Source organism: Candidatus Uhrbacteria bacterium CG10_big_fil_rev_8_21_14_0_10_50_16 (assembly GCA_002774875.1).
Classification (GTDB): domain Bacteria; phylum Patescibacteriota; class Patescibacteriia; order UBA9934; family UBA11717; genus UBA11717.
On the sequence record PCYM01000001.1, the window covers coordinates 183,153 to 200,392 of the forward strand.

General features: G+C 47.9%; 16 protein-coding genes and 1 tRNA gene. 5 read left to right on the top strand and 12 right to left on the bottom strand.

Annotation, left to right across the window (positions count from 1 at the left end):
- Positions 1-15 precede the first annotated feature (15 nt).
- The 6 genes from COV06_01010 to COV06_01035 all read right to left on the bottom strand — a co-directional run bounded on the left by COV06_01010 (position 16) and on the right by COV06_01035 (position 4,907).
- Positions 16-477: a DNA mismatch repair protein MutT gene (locus COV06_01010; protein ID PIR47964.1), complete on the bottom strand. Its 462-nt coding sequence runs from the start codon at positions 475-477 to the stop codon at positions 16-18.
- A 3-nt stretch (positions 478-480) separates the two neighbouring features.
- A complete protein-coding gene (gene mviN / locus COV06_01015; protein PIR47965.1) occupies positions 481-2,115 on the bottom strand; it encodes a murein biosynthesis integral membrane protein MurJ in 1,635 nt (544 codons plus the stop codon).
- Positions 2,102-3,043 (bottom strand): hypothetical protein, encoded by a 942-nt coding sequence (locus tag COV06_01020; GenBank protein PIR48101.1) that lies wholly within the window; start codon positions 3,041-3,043, stop codon positions 2,102-2,104. The genes mviN and COV06_01020 overlap by 14 nt, the downstream gene beginning before the upstream one ends.
- A 178-nt stretch (positions 3,044-3,221) precedes the next feature.
- Complete coding sequence (locus COV06_01025) at positions 3,222-3,941, bottom strand: hypothetical protein (GenBank protein ID PIR47966.1); 720 nt, start codon at positions 3,939-3,941, stop codon at positions 3,222-3,224.
- Between the two features lie 3 nt (positions 3,942-3,944).
- Positions 3,945-4,436, bottom strand: coding sequence for a hypothetical protein (locus tag COV06_01030; protein PIR47967.1), 492 nt, complete (start codon positions 4,434-4,436; stop codon positions 3,945-3,947).
- Positions 4,437-4,463: 27 nt separating this feature from the next.
- The gene (locus COV06_01035) at positions 4,464-4,907 is read right to left on the bottom strand and encodes an RNA methyltransferase (protein ID PIR47968.1); all 444 of its coding nucleotides are present in this window, start codon (positions 4,905-4,907) and stop codon (positions 4,464-4,466) included.
- Between the two features lie 88 nt (positions 4,908-4,995).
- Between COV06_01035 and COV06_01040 the strand changes: the two genes are divergently transcribed.
- Positions 4,996-5,844, top strand: coding sequence for a GTPase Era (locus COV06_01040; protein ID PIR47969.1), 849 nt, complete (start codon positions 4,996-4,998; stop codon positions 5,842-5,844).
- A gap of 2 nt (positions 5,845-5,846) precedes the next feature.
- Here the strand turns inward: COV06_01040 and COV06_01045 are convergent, their stop codons facing one another.
- Both COV06_01045 and COV06_01050 read right to left on the bottom strand, forming a co-directional pair.
- Positions 5,847-6,293, bottom strand: a complete 447-nt coding sequence (locus COV06_01045) for a hypothetical protein (GenBank protein PIR47970.1) — start codon at positions 6,291-6,293, stop codon at positions 5,847-5,849.
- Position 6,294: 1 nt separating this feature from the next.
- Positions 6,295-6,564: a hypothetical protein gene (locus COV06_01050; protein ID PIR47971.1), complete on the bottom strand. Its 270-nt coding sequence runs from the start codon at positions 6,562-6,564 to the stop codon at positions 6,295-6,297.
- 82 nt (positions 6,565-6,646) lie between these two features.
- On the opposite strand from COV06_01050, the gene COV06_01055 reads away from it, so the two are divergent.
- Entirely contained in the window at positions 6,647-7,189 is a 543-nt protein-coding gene (locus tag COV06_01055; protein ID PIR47972.1) for a hypothetical protein, read from the top strand.
- Here COV06_01055 and COV06_01060 read toward each other — a convergent pair.
- Entirely contained in the window at positions 7,179-8,531 is a 1,353-nt protein-coding gene (locus tag COV06_01060; GenBank protein ID PIR47973.1) for a hypothetical protein, read from the bottom strand. The two genes, COV06_01055 and COV06_01060, sit on opposite strands and share 11 nt — an antisense overlap.
- Positions 8,532-8,740: 209 nt before the next feature.
- Here COV06_01060 and COV06_01065 point away from each other — a divergent pair, with 209 nt between their 5' ends.
- The 3 genes from COV06_01065 (at position 8,741) to COV06_01075 (ending at position 11,435) form a co-directional block, all read left to right on the top strand.
- Positions 8,741-9,754, top strand: a complete 1,014-nt coding sequence (locus tag COV06_01065) for a tRNA dihydrouridine synthase DusB (GenBank protein PIR47974.1) — start codon at positions 8,741-8,743, stop codon at positions 9,752-9,754.
- 19 nt (positions 9,755-9,773) lie between these two features.
- Positions 9,774-11,099, top strand: a complete 1,326-nt coding sequence (locus tag COV06_01070; protein PIR47975.1) for a hypothetical protein — start codon at positions 9,774-9,776, stop codon at positions 11,097-11,099.
- A 262-nt stretch (positions 11,100-11,361) separates the two neighbouring features.
- Positions 11,362-11,435, top strand: a tRNA-Gln gene (locus COV06_01075).
- Positions 11,436-12,348: 913 nt separating this feature from the next.
- On the opposite strand, the gene COV06_01080 is transcribed toward COV06_01075, so the two are convergent.
- The 3 genes from COV06_01080 to COV06_01090 all read right to left on the bottom strand — a co-directional run bounded on the left by COV06_01080 (position 12,349) and on the right by COV06_01090 (position 17,239).
- Positions 12,349-13,911 carry a hypothetical protein gene (locus COV06_01080; GenBank protein PIR47976.1) on the bottom strand — a complete coding sequence of 521 codons (1,563 nt, stop codon included), beginning with the start codon at positions 13,909-13,911 and terminating at the stop codon, positions 12,349-12,351.
- 44 nt (positions 13,912-13,955) lie between these two features.
- The gene (locus COV06_01085; protein PIR47977.1) at positions 13,956-14,570 is read right to left on the bottom strand and encodes a hypothetical protein; all 615 of its coding nucleotides are present in this window, start codon (positions 14,568-14,570) and stop codon (positions 13,956-13,958) included.
- A 113-nt stretch (positions 14,571-14,683) separates the two neighbouring features.
- Positions 14,684-17,239, bottom strand: a complete 2,556-nt coding sequence (locus COV06_01090; protein PIR47978.1) for a hypothetical protein — start codon at positions 17,237-17,239, stop codon at positions 14,684-14,686.
- Position 17,240 lies beyond the last annotated feature (1 nt).

The following is a 17,240-nucleotide window of genomic DNA, read 5'->3' on the forward strand; positions in this document are numbered from 1 at the left end:
GATACACAAAAGATCCTAGCGTGCTTTGGCGGCGATTTCAAGTGCCTGCCCGGCTAATTGTATCAAATTTGGGACCGTATCGAGATTTTTGATCTCATCCTCGGTAAACCAACCAATGGCATGAGCGCCTTCCTCTTCTAAAACGGGATCCGTTGTGATCGCCCTGCAAACATAGCCTAAATCACAATGCCTGTGGGTGTCACTTACCCAATGAATATTGATAAAATGCGGCCGTAGAAGTGGTGTTGTCTGTGCGTCTTTTTCACACGGACACAGTTCAGCAAGAACCTCTACCTCTAATCCACACTCTTCTTGAATCTCCCGTAAAAGTGCCTGGTCCGGATTTTCATCGAGTTCAATATGCCCTCCAATCTGGAGCCATTTATTGAGTTTTTTATGGTGCACAAGGAGAATTTTATCCTCATGCACAATAAAAGCAGAAGCCGTAAAGTCTATAAGATCGTGAATATGCGCCATAGATTAAAAGGAAGATTCAATCGCAGAGTCTGCGGATTCGGAAAGTCGATATTTTCGAAACAATCGACGCTGTAAGCTACACCAAAGCGTCGTGAGTTCTGGGCTGCGCCAGATCCACGCAGCAAGGATATATACAATAAGCCCCGCAATACCCGCCACGAGTCCCTGTCCTAGGATACCAAAAAATGTGTTCGTTGGAATCACGCGTTCGTAGAGTATCTTCATAGCTTGAATCATGAGTCCTCCAAGTAAACTCGCGACACAAAAGGTAATGAGTGACTGCAAAATTCTTGATTCATCGAGTCCGTGAAGCTTCCGTGAGATAAAAAACCATAAGCAAATGAGCTGCAAAATACTTGCCAAGGAAAACGCCATGGCAATCCCGGCTACGCCGTAGCTGTGACTCCAGTAGAGGGCAAGGACAATATTGATAGCAGCCGTAGCTAGCGCAATAAGGGCGGGCGTGAGCGTGTTTTTAAACGCAAAATAAACGCGAACAAGCAACGGAATGAGGGCTTGTGCAAATAAACTCAGGACAAAAAATGCTAGCGTGTGCGCTGTGAGAATTGTCGAATCCCAATCAATGACGCCTGCTCCTAAAACAACACGGACAATTTGAATGCGTAATAGTAAGAAGACAACACTGAGAGGGATAATCAAAAACAGGATATTACGAGTGGTGGTGGAAATTGTCGCTCGCATCTTTGCCATGTCTTCATTGTTTGCTTGCTCACTAAGCAGAGGAAACGCGGCGATAGCAAACGAGATTCCCACGATTCCAATCGGCACATATTGAATATTATTTGCAAAATTAAAGATAGCAATACTCCCTACTGCTAGTAACGACGCGATGGCCGTCATAACAATGAGATTTAATTGTGATATCCCAAGGCCGACAATGCGCGGTCCCATTAAATACAAAAGCGTACGAACATCTGGATCTCTCCAATCCCAAACCATCCGGTATCGCCATCCCGAATGGATCGCCCCCACTAATTGAATAAGAAAATGAAGAAATGAACCGAGCACAACCCCCCAGGCAACGGTTGCGATACCACCGCCAACAAATCCTGTGACAATAACACCACTAATAATTCCAATGTTATAGAGCAAAGGTGCGATTGCATACAGTGTAAATCGTTTAAGGCCTTGTAGTACTCCGCCAAAGACGCTTGAAAGTCCCAATAAAATCGTCGCAAAATACATGATGCGAGAGATTCCCACAGCCTGATCTACGGTTGCCGCATTAAATCCTGGCGCAATCATGTGCAGAATCTGCGGTGTATAGATCATTCCAATTCCGGACAAGAGGATTAAAAATGCCCCCATGATATGTAGCACGTTATTGGTGAACTCCCATGCCAGGTCGGAATTTTTAGAAAAGCGTTTTGAGAAAAACGGAATAAACCCTGCCGACAAAGCGCCGAGAACCAAAAATGTAAAAATGAGGTCTGGGATTCTAAATGCCGCGTAATACACGTCGAGCTCGACACCCGCACCAAATGTTCCTGCAAGGAGTCGATCGCGGATGAGTCCAAGAACCCGTGAGGCGAGTGCGGTGGCGCCTAACAAAACAGCAGCGCCAACAATGGTCGGTGCTGCTGCGCCTTCTCGTTGTCTGTTTCTAGTCCGTCTCATGTTTAGAGGGTCGCAAGATGGTTGCAAGCGACAGGAGAAGAATAACCACTAGCACAATGACAAATGCAAGGAACACGGGATTTGCAAGATGAAAAAAGGAAATGGTGATAAATGCTCGATCCTCGTTAATCGTTCCATCTTGACTTGTGACCATGAGCTGAACCTCGTACGTGCCGGCACCAGAAAACACGTGAACCGTGGAGGCATCGTGTGATTGTTCGCCATCTCCAAAGTCCCACGCCACGATTACAGGTACGACATCTGATTGAAACGTCTCAAAAGAAAACGTATTCCATCCAAGTTTGTGTACTTCAAAAATGGCATTTGCGGAAAGTGCTTCCGGTTCACCGAGATCTGTCGGTTGCTCGTCACTTGAGCCGGTTTCTCCAAACGCAAATAACTTTGCAAATAAACTATCCTCCGTTGCAGCTATCTCGGTACTATTTGCTTGTACAGGCTCTTTTTGTTGATCAACGTGAGTATCTGAGACAGGCACATTGACAACATTTGGCACAAGCGGATCCTCGTCATCTAGGTCTGATATACCGTCATTGTCCGTATCAGCCTTCAATGGATCTGTCCCGAGGGTTTGTTCTACTTCATCTGTAATTCCATCGTTGTCGTCGTCAATGTCACAGACATCTCCAACCCCGTCTCCATCCGTATCACGTTGGTCCGCATTTGCTGCACGTGGACAGTTGTCTTGCTCATCCAGAATTGTATCCATGTCTTGATCCTGAATGGGTTGTAATAGCATCGTTACAACCGAGTTGTTTGCCGTAACCTGATCAACAGGTGTTGTGCTTTCGATCCTAACAGCAATATTAAACGGTTGATTGGGAACGATATAGTCCACAAACACTTCTTCATCGAATCCTCCAACGGGCAAGGAGATTGCCTGAGAATTCCCGATTTTTGTATCTGCCATATAAAACCCAACGGAGCCCGTAGCATCGACATCTCCATAGTTTCTCAAACGCGCATAGATACGAACCGTCTGACCAATATACACGTCTTGCTGGGACAAATAGACGCCCTTACCCGCAAAACCGACGTCAACCGTTTCCGCAGAAACAGCAAATGGTAAAAGAACAAAAACAAAGCAGCTAAGGACGAGGCGGAGAATCCTGTTTGTATTCAAAGTCATAGATGGCTGGTTTGCGAATCGGTCCCCTCAGGATCATAAAGACTTCACTGAGGAAGTACTTGATAGTAAGGCGTACTCGTCCTTCTTTTCTCCAGCGGCGCATGGGTGTGTACACCGAATGTGAACGTAGTATACCAAACTCTCCCACATCTGAGCCAAGGCGTGCGTAGTGCATATCTTCGGCAAGCGTAACGGTTTCATCGAACCCGCCAATTGCTTCGTGTACAAACCGTTTTGCAAACATACATGTGCCTACCGCGTGCGGGAGGTGTTTTCCTAAAAGGTGCGTATACGCGTTATAAAACCGGTATGTGAGTCGATCGAGTTGATTCCCGTCCGAAGGCCGTACATCAATCGCTGCAAGATCCAGCTGCTTGTGTCGCATTTCACTCAGAGTATCTTGGAGAAAATGATCAGATCGTAAAATGGCGTCTGCGTCCATAAAGAGAAAGATATCCCCCTTTGCAACAGCCGCCCCTAAATTTCTCCCAGCTCCCGGCAGTCCTCCGTCTACAATAACCGCACTCAACGATTTTGCAATCTCACGGGTGCGATCGGTAGAAAACGCGTCGGCAACAATCACTTCAAAATCCTTAAAGGATTGCTCGCTGAGCTGAGTCAGTAAGCGTTCAATGTTGGTCTCCTCGTTTTTTGCCGGTATGACAATGGAGACAAACATAAGTTAGTTGAGTTTTATTGGAGGTACGTCTACGAGATAAAAGAGCCCATCGACGTTTTTCATACGAAACTGTGTCGTATTTTTTTTGATCTGACACTCGGTATCGATACAGACAGGTTGTCGATTCCCTTCACTATCCAAAAACGCCACTGTGTGAGGAAAGAGACCCGATGTTGTGGCGGTGCCTAACCCATCGATCTCGACGCGTGTGCAAAAATGATCTTCACACAGTGTCTTAAGATCGGACGCAATGTCATCTGCTGATTTATTTTCTGCGAAACAAGGCTTTGATGAACAGTTTGCCTGTACATACTCGGCTGCCTGGGCATAATTTTTTGCCGCAAGCGCATCAAAGAAGCTTACAAGCTCCGCGGATCCATCTTCAGAGACCACACGATCACCTGTTACCCCAGGAGCACCAGGCTTATAAACAAAGACAGCGACCAAAATAAGCACAATAATTCCAAGTGGTAAAAGCAGTTTGAGAGGTTTCATAGTTGTTTGATTCAGTAAAAGTATAACTTATTTATGTGTGAGTGCATAGAGTCCTACCCCGCACGCAACAGAAATATTGAGGGATGTTTTTGTGCCCTGCATAGGAATGTACAGGCGCAAGTCCGCGGCATTAAGCACGTCTTCCGGCAATCCCTCCGGCTCGTTACCAAAGAGAATCACAGCGTCCGAGGGGACTTGGACATCTTCCACTGACGGAAAAGACGGGTTCGATTCAAAAGCAACCACGGCTTTCCCTTCTGTCTGCAGTCGATCGATCAACGCGAGGATGTCTGGTTCGTGTGACCAAGGAATGGTGTCATCCGCTCCAAGCGCCGTTTTTGCAATCTCCAGTCGAGGTGGCGTAGCTGTATACCCGGCGAGGTAGAGATGTTTGACGCCAAATGCATCACAATTCCTAAAACACGCACCAATATTAAAGAGGCTGCGAATATTGTGAATAACCACTTCCATAGTGCTGAGAGTAAACAGGAATGAAACGTTTCGGTCAAGCGGAACATCCACCCTTTACAAAAGCCGCATTTTAGGCTAGTATGCCCGCATGAAAACAGGATTCGTCACACTCTTTGGACGCTCCAACGTTGGCAAGTCCACCTTGCTCAATCGTTTGGTTGGGACAAAGGTTGCCATTACCTCTCCAAAACCACAAACAACACGGCATCAAATTCAGGGGGTCGTACATTCAGAGGACGGACAGATTGTCTTTGTGGATACACCGGGAATCTTTACTACGTCTCGTGATAACCTCACCAAGTATCTTAATAAGACGGCGCAGAGTGCTCTTAAAGACGTCGATATTGTGATCCACGTGGTAGACCCAACGCGCCCAATTGGACCGGAGGACAAAAAGATTTTTAGCATTATCCGCGAGCTCAAACTGCCAAAGGTCCTCGTGATCAATAAGATTGACGTCTACCAGCCCCGCTATCTCGCCTCTTTTGAAGCGATGGCCGATGAGTATGACACCGTCGTGAAACTCTCCGCTAAGGATGGTCAGCACACAAAGGCCCTCGTGAACGCGCTTATCGAATTATTGCCAGAGGGCGATCCGATCTACGAACACGGTCAGTTTACCAACCTCGACAATGAATTCTGGTTTGCAGAGTTAATTCGAGAGAAGTTGTTTCTTCGACTCTCTGAAGAAGTCCCTTACTCTCTCACGGTAAAAGTGGACGAAATTGAACGTCGCGCCGATAACACGCTCTACATCAAAGCACGTATCATCACTAACGCGGATCGATATAAGGGAATGATTGTAGGAAAAGGCGGACGCGGTATTAAGGAGATTGGTCAGTCTGCGCGTAGAGAGATTGAAAACGCAACCAACTCAAACGTGTACCTGGACTTACAGGTGAGCGTCAACGAGCATTGGACCGAGGAATATAAATAACCCTACACCGTTTGGTGGAGGGTTATTTTGTTGAGGTTTCCGTTGAGCACCGTTGGCTGCATGGCAAGCATCTCGTCTGTGTAGGTGAGATTGGGTAATGGATAAAGAACAAAGATCGGCTTGTTGAGTACGTGGGCGAATCCCATTTCCAGGAATGTGTTTCCGCCAATGTACCCCGGGACACCATTTTTCTCAATATTGGTTACCAACACGGCATCGCCTTCCGCAATCTTTTTGTAATGCGTGCGAATAGCATCATATTGGATGGATAACGTGTGGTGTTGACCTGCTTGTTTAAGCACCTCGAGTTGAGCAAGATCGAGGTCTCCCGCCCGTACCAAATCCGCGCTAAGAGGCACAATTGTCTCATGACCCAACGCGTCGAGTTCGGTCTTAAGGACATCCATCTCTTTAACAAACGTCAAACTGCCACAAATCACCAGTCGCATATTAATTTTGAATCTTCTCGCCTGCGGCCCACAGGCGAAGCGTTGCCTCATCTGTTCCGCCACAGATCCATTGATCCGACTTGGTGTTAAGAAAGAACGGAACGCCAGGGCAACGATTTTGATTTACCTCATTCATTTTCTTGGCATTTTCCTCGTTATTCCACACCTCCAACTTTTCTATTGCCACGCCCTCGGCAATCAACTTGTCGATAATTGGCATCATTTCTACACAATGCGGACACGTTTCTCCGTAAAATTCGAGTAAAGCCATACAGTCACATTTAGGAATAATTTGTCACATGGCGCTAGTATAACATCTTGCTGCACGACAGAAAACACCGTACTATAGTCTTATGTCTATAGGAAGATCACAACGTGCACTTCGCCTTTTTGCTGTACTCGCGATTCCATTTGCACTCTGGCAGACGCTCGACTGGTCTCCACGACCCGTTTTTTTGGTCGCCGATGCCACAGACGGCGTTGCACACCTGCACAAAGAGGTGCATCTTGTTCCGGGACTACGCATTCTCAGTAGAGCAACTATTCAGACACAATCCCTCCCTGCTCTCCTCACATTCGAAGGGACATCCCTCACGCTCGATTCCCGATCACAGGTTAAAATCAAAGAAATTGCAACAGATCATCTCTCGTTTTTTTCTACACGCGGTCATGTTTGGATGACGCCCGACCGACAATTTACGTTCTGCACGCGCGCAACATGTACCACAAGCAACGAGCCGATTGAGTTGTTTTACTACACGCCAGGTGAAGTTGTGGAGATCCGCGCTGCCGGCGAGGCGACCGTAACATTTTTAGACACAGACTATTTTTTGCACGCAGGCGACAAACTCACCATCGACGAACTCACGCACGACGTGCAGACATTTACACCGTAAGCCAGGTGCCAAATTCTGGCATCTCCACATTCTCAACTCCTTTAGTAGCAAGATACGCTTTAAAAGCCTTTTGCGCCTTAACGTCCCCGTGTACAAGCTGCACGTTTTTTGGTTGCGCGGCCGATACCCAGTTTCCGAGTTTATTGTAATCCGCATGACCGCTATAGCTTTCGATCTTTATTACACGTGCGCGTACAGGCACGGTGTAGTCAAAAATATGCACGGGTGATTTTCCTTCCGCAATATCATTTCCGAGCGTTCCTGGTGCCTGATATCCCGTAACAAGAAGCGTATTATTGGCGTCGTCCAAGTAGCGAACAAGATGGTGTTGAATACGTCCCGCGTTCATCATACCGGAACCCGCAATAATCACTTTTGGATTTGGAACTTGGTTGATTTGCTTAGACGCGTCCACCGTGTCCGTAACATGAAGTTCCTTGAACGCAAAAAAGTTGTTATCTGTAAAACCGTCCGGTACGTCAAACTGCATCATCTCTGTGTCCTGACTGTACTTTTGGAAGACGGCAATGGCCGTAATGGCAAGAGGGCTATCCAAAAACACTTGGCCCGGGTTGAGTCCGTCATGTTCGATAAGCTCATTCATTTCAAACAGAATTTCCTGTGTACGCTCAATAGAAAACGCCGGAATCATAAGCACGCCATTTTGTTTGTGGTTGCGAAGAATCTCTGCACGTAATTGTTCCTTGCGTTCCTCGCGCTCCGGATGCAGCCGGTCTCCATACGTTGATTCGCAAACGAGAACATCTAGATTTGTTGGTAGCGCCTCCGTGTCATGGAGGAGTGGTGTGATTGTAGAACCTACGTCGCCACTAAACGCGATCCGCTTTCCCTCTAACTCCAAAACCACAAAACTTGAACCCAGAATGTGCCCTGTATCATAGAACGTGGCCGTCACACCCTCCACGATTTCAAACGAGGAACGATACGTAACGGTCTGCCAACGTTTGTACGCCGCTTCCAAATCCTTTTCGCCGTAGAGTTCGTCCAAGTGACATTCCTCCGCATGGATGAGCATAATGTGATGCGCGTCCTCTAAGTTGATCTGCCCAAGCTCCTTTGTAGGACCCGTAGAATAAATCTGCGGTTTTCCACCTTGATTGAACAATCGCGGAATACGACCAACGTGATCCAGGTGCGCATGCGTGACCAAAAGAACATCGACTTGTTTTGGATCAAACCCAAATTCGTCGTAATTACGCATATCACAAATACCACCGCCTTGGTAGTATCCGCAGTCAATTAAAATCTGTTTGTCCCCTGTTTTAATGAGGTAACAAGAACCCGGGACCTGACGTGTGGCACCGAAAAATCCTATTTGCATATTAAGTGCAGTATACAGGATTTCTCCCCCTTCGCCGATTCTCGTAGCACAGGCCCAATCCGATCGTGGGTGATGTCAATTTAGCGAAACAAAAAGGAGGGAGAAAGAATAAATTGATTGCTTCGTGAAACTCGCAATGACGACACGGGATACTAGATGCCCCATGGACTCTCGACAAAAACAAGTATTTATGCTAGTCTTGCGTCATTATGGCGTTTGACTGGAACAATCTTCCGCGGCCAATCATTGCTCTCTCTCCCATGGCAGACATGACGGACTCCGCGTTTTGCCAAACCGTCAAAGAAGTTGGTTCCCCTATTTTGTTTCGTGAGATGGTGAGTGCTGAAGCGTTAGTACGTGCAAACGAAAAAACCATGGAGATGGTAGAGTTTGTAGAGGCAGAACGACCAATCATTCAACAGATTTTTGGATCGGACCCGGACACCATGGCCAAGGCTGCACAGATTGTGGAACAAACGGCACACCCAGAGGGAATTGATATCAACATGGGATGCCCCGTCTACAAGTTGACGTCGAGCTTTAATGGCGCCGCACTCATGAAAAACCCTGAGCTTGCCACACAGATTATCCAAAAAGTGAAAGTGGCGATTACCTGTCCTCTCTCTGTAAAAATTCGTGCGGGCTGGGATGACCCCGAGGAATGTATTGCGTTTGCAAAAGTTGTTGAGGCAGCCGGTGCGGACCTCATTACGATTCACGGCCGCACAAAGGCGCAAGCCTATGCCGGTTACTCGGACTGGGGTATTATAAAGCGCGTAAAAGAGGCAGTGTCGATTCCGGTGCTTGCCAACGGTGATATCTTTTCTGCAGACGACGCACAGCGTGCGCTTGCCGTAACAGGTGCCGACGGAGTCTTGGTGGCGCGCGGTGCACTTGGGAATCCGTGGATTTTTCCGCAGATCGTCGAGCAGCTCACCACGGGTACGATTGCAACCCGTCCAACCGTGCGTGAACATTTTGAACTTGTTCTGCGCCATGCCAAACGACACGTAGAACAATACGGAGAGCAAGGTCTTGTAACGTTTAGAAAACATTTGAGCTGGTACACAAAAGGAATGCAGGGTGCAAAAGAAGTTCGATCTTCCCTGGTACGCATTCACACGTTTGAAGAATTAACCAATCTCTTGCAACCATTCTTGCAAGATAATCGTCCAATGGAGCTTCAACGACTGGCGTCTCTTCAGCCAGAGTCTTACGACTAATCCCTCTGGGATCTCATCTATGTCAACAACCAAAAAGACAACACGATCGTGGCACGCCGGTAAGGATCTCGTTTTATTTGTAGAACGCATGCCCGTTGGTGCGGAAAAAATCATAAAGGCACACGGCCGCACCCATGGACGCAACCTAAAGGTGGGTGTGATTTATGACTCTCGCAGTTCCCTTTCCAAAACCTACATCCTCAAACATAAATCCATGTTTGATGTTCTGATTCCCTGTGATTTTTCGGATCATAAATTTATTACCAAGGCTTTGCAGCCCTATCTCGATCGACTCCTAGCCATCACCTGCCGGTCCGAAGCCAACATGATGAAGTTCCGACAAATTATTCCGCACGTTCCTTATTTGCGAACACCCACGATGGATTCGCTTTCCTGGTCCACAAACAAGCTCGCCATGCGACGCCGTTTTGCCGCTTGGGATAAAGCCATTACGCCTGCCTACACGGTTGTTCACGATGGAGGTAAAGAGAGCATTAAAAAGATTAAGAAAAAAATTGGTTTTCCGCTCGTTGTTAAGCCAACCGGATTAGCACAAAGCATTTTGGTGACACTCTGTTTTCATGAAGAAGAATTAGAGGCGGCTTTGCGTCGCACGTTTAGAACGGTGAATCGTATTTACCGAGAACGTGACAGTAAGGAGGAAGCAACTGTACTTGTGGAACAATTCATTGAAGGAGAAATGTATTCCGTGGACGCTTACGTTGATACACGCGGACGCATTACGTTCTGCCCGATGGTGTGGATTAAAACAGGTCGCGCGATTGGATTTGACGACTTCTTTGGTTATCAGCAAATGACGCCAACACGCCTCACCAAAGAGAGCGTCGCGGCAGCTGAGAAAACGGCGACCGCGTCAATCCGTGCCCTTGGTCTACGTAGTACAACGGCACACATTGAGATGATTCGCGACGATAACACGTGGAGGATCGTGGAGGTTGGTGCACGACCAGGTGGGTTCCGAGTCGAGCTTTATAAACTCTCCTACGGAATCGACCATATTCTCAACGACGTATTAATTCGCATCCCCGAGAAAGTGAGCGTATCTCGACGCATAAAAGGCACGACCGCTGCCATGAAATTTTTTGCCAAACAAGAAGGAAAACTGGTAAAGATCAAAGGGCTCAAAAAGGCCGAAAAGCTTAAATCGTTTTACGAGGTGACGGTTAATAAGGTTCCCGGAGATCCATGTAAGTTTGCAAAAAATGGTGGAACGAGCGTATTTAACATCATCATGTTTAACAAGGAACGTTCGGAACTCCTTGCAGACATCCGCCGGTTAGAGCAAATGATCGATATTCAAACCGTTAAGAAGTCTTCCAAGTAGGTAAAAACTCCTCGAGCAATTCGAGGAGTTTTTATTTGATTCAATGTGTGAGATTAACGTTCTCCGGCGATTGGCAGATGTAGGGGCTCCAGAGGTGACGGCTGTATCTTAACGGCAATCAATGCGCCAAAAAACGCGATAAGAAGTATAACGATAAGGAAAAATCGGTAGTGATCTTTGAAGGTCATGCTAAAAGTATACCGCGTTGACAGGTGCCTGTGAATACGATACACTCGTGTTGCCTTAATTGAGGCATGGAGATTCGGGGATCGTCTAATGGTAGGACACCAGGTTCTGGTCCTGGGAATCGGGGTTCGAGCCCCTGTCCCCGAACCAAAGAAAAACCACGGCAGCGCGCCGTGATTTTTCTTTGTGTGATGGGGTGGAGAGAACATGCCATTGAGGCATGTTTGACGGGTGAGAACGGCCGGAGCCATGTTGCGCTGATATTGGCGAGAAGCGCAACGGCGAGGCCCGGACCCGAACCCGAATTTTCGGAAGAACATGAGAGGTGAGGGCGAGCCCCTGTCCCCTTCCACAGGAAAAATCACGGGCGCTGCCGTGATTTTTCTTTGTGAGAGGAATGTGAGTTCTTACTGAAGCGACTATTCTTTTATAACGCGTACAACCTGCTTGCAGCTTGCGTATCCTTCTGATAGCGTCCTGTACATTCCTGTGCTCGCCTGTCTTGTCCGTTCAAGTTCACTCCCTAAAGCACTTAGTTGAGAAGCAACGTGCTTAAACAGAGGAAGACTGTCACGAGGCTGCAAAGCCTCTCGTACGGAAGAAATAACAAGATAAGCTTCTCTTGCAAAAGGCGACGGTTCTTCTCCTGTTTCCCTATCCACAACCACCTCGTCTTTCGACGTTACAGGAGCGGTTTCGACCTCCGACTTGGCAGCTCCTAGGTGACAATCGTTTGTGTGACCAGTAAAACTTGGTGACCCGCACGCCTCACACACGATTCCGATCCTGACTCGATATTGAACATAAGGAGATAGGAGTGACTCTCTTAGAAATATGTAAATGATGTGTCTATCTTAGTGGAAGCACCATTCGAGCAGCTGTACTGGATGAATCCCGTTCGAGCTGTGCACGGAGGATCCCCCGCAGTTCCCGTCTCCAACCTCGAGCAAGATTATGCATGACGTTTCCCCTCTCCAATGATGCTGGTCTACATCCCTCTTGACGTATGCTATTCATGACGTTGTATCAACAATAAAAAAAACACCCCGCAAGAGAGGTGTTTTTAGCTTACCACCGTGCCACCAAACGCCTCCAAAACACTTGTTACCTGCGGGTCCTGCTCCACATTGGAGAAGATGGCCTGTATCCCCACATTTTCTCCAACCACCTCGGTGAGGATTCCTGCAAGGAGGTGATTATTCTTTGGCTGATTAACCGTCTCCGCGTAGAACTCAAATTTTACTTTGATAATGGCACGGCCGCCATCCACACGTATCGGCTCTGCTAACTCAAGCGCGAGAGGAAGTGATGCATGCCGTTCCCGCACGGTTTTTTGAAACGTGCTCCAATACCGTTTAATTATCTCAAACGTCACCTTTTCACCTGGTACCGTCTCCGCCTTTGGATCCGCATCAATCCGAACAGCCTCAACAGTGGGTACTACGACGGATTTTTTTTCAATCACCACCGGCGTAACCTCTTGAGGAGCTTCTATTACTGCCGGTCGTGCCTCAACGATAGGAGACAGGGGTAAGGTTGCTATTTGTACGCCATCACAAGCATCGATAATTGCAAGTTCAATGCCTAATTGTGGAAGATGATACGAGTACTCCTTGTACTGTGTCTGGGCCGACAAAAAAAGATCCAGCAACTGCTTAATACGAGAAATACTTACGTCCGTAAAACACGCACGGAGATCCGCTTGTTGCTCCTGTGTATATCCTTTATCTTCTCCACCCCCAATACGTTGCAAAAGTGCCAATCGCATAAGCTGCACAATCTCCCCCACGAGTCTTGCAGGTTCTGCGCCCGTATCAATAAGCTCATGTACGCAATGGAGTGCTTGATCGACGGTTTGACTCACTAACAATGTTAACAAGCGCATGGTCTGTTCCACATCCACGATCGGCATTACAACTCGTGCCCGCTCGGCTGTAATGGACTTTGCGTCCAACGTCAACACTTGTTCGAGTAAACTAATGGCATCACGCACATGTCCGCCAGACCGGCGCGCGATCTCCTCTAACACCAACGTGTCCACGTGCACACCTTCCCTTTTTGCGATTACGTCTAATCGGTCCGTCAACAATTCTGCAGGCACATTGGTAAAATCGTACCGCTGACACCGACTCACAATGGTGTCTGGAATTTTGTGCAACTCCGTGGTCGCCAAAATAAACATCGCGTACGACGGTGGTTCTTCGAGTGTTTTAAGTAATGCATTAAACGCGCCCTTGGAGAGCATGTGTACCTCGTCTACAATAAACACTTTCTTGGCAAGTTGCGTGGGCGCAAAACGCACGTTCTCAATCACATTCTCGCGCACATTGTCGACACCGGTGTGAGACGCTGCATCAATCTCAATCACATCCATTGCGGAACCTTCTGTGATAGACCTACACGCTGGACACACCTCACACGGCTCTGCACCCTTACGGTCTGCACAGTTAACGGCCTTGGCAAGTAATCGTGCAATAGTTGTTTTTCCAATCCCGCGAGGTCCAGAAAACAGGTAGGCATGTGCCACGGTGTCGGTTTCTAATTGATGCCGAATTGGCGTCACAACATGATGTTGCCCTGTAACCTCCTTGAATGTTTGTGGTCGATAGGTGCGATAAAGGCTCATAGTGGAGGCAGTATACCACAATCAAAAGACCGCCCTGAGGCGGCCTATTTCTTGATAATATTCTCAACGGCGGCCCAAGATGCGGTCTGTCCTTGCGGCAAAAGCCCCACAATCTCGTCGCCTGCCTCCCCTCGAAAATACGTGACGCTTGCCGTGAGAACGTGGTAAGAGGTTCCGTCTTCGTCGATGAGCGCATAGTTGCCGTAATCGTCAATGGCCAACGTTCCAACCACACGATCCCGCTCCACCGGTCCGATTTGCTTAAAGATAAACGATCCATCTTCCTTAATAACGAGCTTCATAATGTCCCCTTCCACCAGTTTGGATTTAGAAGCGTAGTTGGGAGGAATATTATATTTAACCCCATCGGTCCCCATCATACGCTCCCCATCAAACACACCTTCTACAGTACGATCCTCCCCTTCCTCATCACGAGGAGCCACTTGTGTTTTATAGAGCGCCGTGTCGAGTTCCAGGTCTCCTTCTCCACGTTCGAGCATGTCTAACACATTGTCCATTTGCTGACGCATTTGTCGCAGAGCACGAATCGCAACACGCACCCGCTGGTCGGGTGATCGTACCTCTTCGCTCTGGCCGTGCATGTTTGGCTCTAGAGCAAACTGGTCGTTGGCGTCATCGAATGTTGGGAGAAACGGCATTTTATTTTTCTTTTTGCCCAGAACGTTTTTGTGGGCGCCTCCTTAGTAGCCTCAGTATAACATCTGTACGCGCGTTGGAGTAGAACAAGATCACGTGTTGCCTGTGGAAAAGTCTACAACGATGCAGGGAGTGTTGGCGCAACGGGCGGTGGCGGTGTTGGCGATCCGTATCCAGAACGTCGCGCGATGTCGCGTTCTACCTGTGCACGCGGTTTTCCGTAGGTAAGTCGTGCAAGCTGACGGATTTTTTCTGCAAGTTCTGGATTTGATTTGACGGGCGGTAAACTCGTCATAGTAAACGGCGGCAACTGCGTATTATTTTTTATCATCTTTGTGTACCACGTAAACGGATCGGAGTTAATGAGGTCGTTGGCATTAAACTCTGGTGCGAAGACTTTAATAAAGGTGTCCGTGTCCTCCGGTCCAATGCGACTCACAAACATCGATCCCACGTTTCCCAAAATCGCGTCGCGAATTTCCGTGTCCCCGCGTTGCACCACTTGGCTCATGTATTGGTGAGCCAAAATGAGATCGAGTCGATATTTACGCGCCTCGGAAAGAATTGTTGCAATACTTGGCGTCACAAAGTTTTGAAACTCGTCGATATAAAGGTAGAAGTCTTTTCGCAGCTCCTCTGCCATGTCGGCGCGTGCCATAGCCGCCATTTGAAGTTTCGACACAATCACCAATCCCAAAAGCTGCGCGTTTACCTCTCCTGTTTTTCCTTTGGAAAGATCGATCAACAAGATTTTTTCCTTGTCCATCACCTCGCGGAAACTAAATCCGGAATGCGTTTGACCAATAATATTGCGCATCATGGCGTCCTCCACAAAACGACCAACCTTGGAGATGAGGTAACCTAACATCTCGGACTTATGGAAGTCACTCACCTTTGCCATCTCTTGTTCCCAATACGCACGCACAACAGGATCCTTAACCTTTGCAACCCATTGCTTCTGAAAGTCTTCGTCGCTAAACATGCGAGGGATCTCGGCAATCGTCCCCGGGTTCTCAAAATCTGACATAAGCGTAAGCATCACGTTGCGCATATGATGCTCAAACGTTGGCCCGATCATGTCTGGCGGAAACAACTTATAGAAAATGGAAATCATGTCCTGCACCGTAAGGTCGATCAACGCAGGCGTTGGTGCCTCCAACATGTTGAGTCCAACCGGCATGTCTGTGTCATATGGCGCAAACACCACCACATCCTCAATACGGTCCGGTGGAATCGCCCCAAGAATCGTCGTAATAGCGTCTCCATGGGGATCCACGTAGCAAACACCGTGACCAGCAACAATATCGGCCACCGCCATGGCAACAATTTCTGTGGTTTTTCCGGAACCAGACTTACCGATAAAATACATGTGGCGCTGACGATCCGATGCAGAAATGCGAATCGGCGTCTTGGCACCTCTGTATTTATTGTGACCAAGCAAAATTCCTTCCTTTGGCATATCGGCAGGCGCCGGTGCTGTGCGTGCGCCAAGCCAATCAATGTTCGACACAGGCGTGCCCGACATGGGAGGATGCCACAAACTGGCAAGCTCTTCCGTGTTTAATACCAATCCTTCAGAATCGACGTAATTGCGATAAATAAAATCTTGCACCATGCGTGAGATATTACGTGGCACACTCTTTTCAAAACTATTCCCGAATTGGTAAATGTTGTATTGCGAAAAACTATTAAGAATATTATTGAGCGACGCTTGTGCAGATCCAACGTTTTCTGCACTCACGAGTATACGAATATTCACATCAAGCCCTGCACGTGAGGCCTTGTCTTCGATCCCTTTAAGCATCTCACGCTCGCGATCACTCATCTGACGCTGCGGCTCCTGCGACCCAGAACCATTTTTATCGCTTTTTCCAGAGATCAAACTCCCAAGTTTCATTCCGGAACCTCCTTCCTTTGGACTCTTCCCTTTTAACGCCTGCTTGATTGTTGCCCCCTCCTGCATTAATTTGACAACGTTCAAGCCTCTTTCTCGCCAGGAACCTTTTGCAGAACGCGCGACAACCTGGATTGCTGCTCCGTCTGTTTCTGGGACTTTTGCCAATGCATTCAACAAGGCATAAAGAGGATCAGATTCAAGCTGTTTGTACGTTTTAATAGGAAACAAGTCCTCGCGCTTTAACGTGACATAGCTTCCAAGCACAACACCCGTTGGCGTAAACATATTGTAATCTTCCGCCTCCTCTACCTCTGCATCCGGAAACTGCGCATGCAACTGCTGTACCATAAGCTCCTTCATAGCCGCAGGCGTTGCCACATAAAAATAAATAACCCCCGCTTTTACGACCATCTCAAATGCAATGTGATCTGTCCTGCCGTGCAACCATGCATTAAATCCTTTCTGATATGGTAGTCCACCGAGCGCCGAAAAAAACGTCTCTGCCACAGCAATGTCTTCCTGCACTTGTCGCAGTTCTAATGCTTCCTCACGCTCGCTCGATACAAATCGCGGGATCCGAACACGTAATACACGCATGTGCAAATTACCTCCCGCTTTACGGTGCGCGCGTAGATGAAACCCACGGAACACAAAGAGCGCCGCTACGAGAATTCCTATCACCAGCAGCCCAATGACAACAGGAACAAGGCTCTCGATCATCGAAGGCGTGGATGAGAGTGTTGAGGCACTCGTGTTGAGGGTGATGGCAAACATG